This window comes from Stenotrophomonas sp. HMWF003, from assembly GCF_003061285.1.
Classification (GTDB): domain Bacteria; phylum Pseudomonadota; class Gammaproteobacteria; order Xanthomonadales; family Xanthomonadaceae; genus Stenotrophomonas; species Stenotrophomonas maltophilia_AP.
This window is the reverse complement of record NZ_QAIW01000259.1, coordinates 18,636-20,264: the sequence shown is the minus strand read 5'-3', so window position 1 is coordinate 20,264 and position 1,629 is coordinate 18,636. Positions and strand designations below refer to the sequence as shown.

General features: G+C 71.2%; 3 protein-coding genes. 2 read left to right on the top strand and 1 reads right to left on the bottom strand.

Annotation, left to right across the window (positions count from 1 at the left end; genetic code table 11):
• Window positions 1–341: hypothetical protein (locus DBR34_RS10800; RefSeq protein ID WP_219928262.1), on the bottom strand; the 341-nt coding region annotated here is incomplete at its 3' end.
• A 62-nt stretch (window positions 342–403) separates the two neighbouring features.
• Between DBR34_RS10800 and DBR34_RS10795 the strand changes: the two genes are divergently transcribed.
• Complete coding sequence (locus tag DBR34_RS10795) at window positions 404–1,111, top strand: STN domain-containing protein (protein WP_128096787.1); 708 nt, start codon at window positions 404–406, stop codon at window positions 1,109–1,111.
• Window positions 1,108–1,629: RNA polymerase sigma factor (locus DBR34_RS10790; RefSeq protein ID WP_146186818.1), on the top strand; the 522-nt coding region annotated here is incomplete at its 3' end. The genes DBR34_RS10795 and DBR34_RS10790, both read left to right, overlap by 4 nt.

Here is a 1,629-nt window from a genome sequence, read left to right as displayed (position 1 = left end):
GTGCGCTGCGGCTGGGTCGACACCCCGAAGCTGGTGCCCATGCGCTGCTGGGTGGCGGCGCGGTTGGCCAGCCCCAGCGCACTGGGCGGTTGGCGGACGCGCTGTTCGGCGGCCATCGGGGCCGTGGATGCCGGGGTCGCCGTCGTTGCCGCCGGTGCCAACAGTCGGCTCATGCAGGCGTAATCGCGGATCCGCTCGCCATTGACCTCCAGCTCGACGCAGCCGGTGGCATCGGTGGCGTCGCCCGCCCGTGCGACCGGGCCGTACAGGCCCAGCCACAGCGCGGCACAGGCCAGCACCGCGCATCCACGTCGTGTCGCTTCCTGCATCATGTCTGTCACCGCGCTGCAATGAAGCCGCTCTAACGTGACCGGCTTGGCGTTCTGATGCTGGCGTGTCTTGCATGCAGTTTGATGACACCGGGGCACGGGCCCGCCCGCGACCCTTGTGGGGCCTGGTTGCGATGCTCATTGCCGCGCTGGGCCTGGTGCTGCCCTGGGGGGCCGCAGCCGGTGCCGACGACAGCCGTGCGCCACGTCGCTTCGAGATACCGGCACAACCGTTGCCGCAGGCCTTGCAGATGTATGGGGAGATCACCGGGGTGGCGGTACTGATCGATGCGCATCTGCTGGGTGGGCTGCGCTCGACGCCGGTCAACGGCACCCTTGCACCGCTGCCCGCCCTGCAGACCCTGTTGGAAGGTACCGGGTTGGCCCCGCGCTTCATCGACGGCGCGGCCCTCACCCTGGTTCCCGTCGATGCGGCTGCTCCGGGCGTGCCGGACGGCGCACCCGCCGCGTCGGCAGGCACGGTGCCCGCACACGCCGCGCGGATCATCCAGCGGTCGCTTGAGCAGGCCCTGTGCGGCGCCCGTGCCACGCGCCCGGGCAGCTACCGTGCCGTGCTGCAACTCTGGTTGAACGCTGCCCACCGCGTTGAAAGAAGCGCGCTGCTGCAGGGCAGTGGCGACACCGCGCGCGACGACGCGCTGCTGGCCCGCGTGCGCGGGCTTGCCTTGCCCGGTCTGCCCGATGACCTGCCGCAGCCGATCACGCTGCAGCTGCTGCCGCGCAGCGCCGCCTCCACGGCGCCCTGCAAGGGCCTGCCATGAGCAGCCTGGGCAGCGTGCTGCTGGAGCACTACGAAGCATTCCGCAAACGCCTGCGGCGGCGGCTGGGCTCGGACGACCTGGCGCTGGATGCGCTGCAGGAAACCTGGCTGCGGGTGGAACGCATGGGCGGCACGCAGCCGCAGCGCAATCCGGTGGCCTACCTGTTCCGGATGGCGGTCAACGCCGCCAGCGACCAGCGCAGTGCCCATGCCCGCGTGCTCACCGGCGCCGAGGTGGAGGCGCTGATGGAGGAGGGCACCGACCACCTGGACCCGGCCACGGTCACCTTCGGCCGCTCGGAGATGAGCGCACTCACCGACGCGCTGCGCGAACTGCCCGAGCGCCAGCGCGCCATCCTGATTGCCGCCCGCGTGGAACACCGCCCCATCGAGGCCATCGCGGCCGAACACGGGGTATCCGCACGGATGATCGGCAAAGACCTGAAGAAGGCGCTGCAGCATTGCGCCGCACGGCTGGACCGGCCGCTGGTGCAGCGGTTCGGTCCCGGCGCCGGAAAA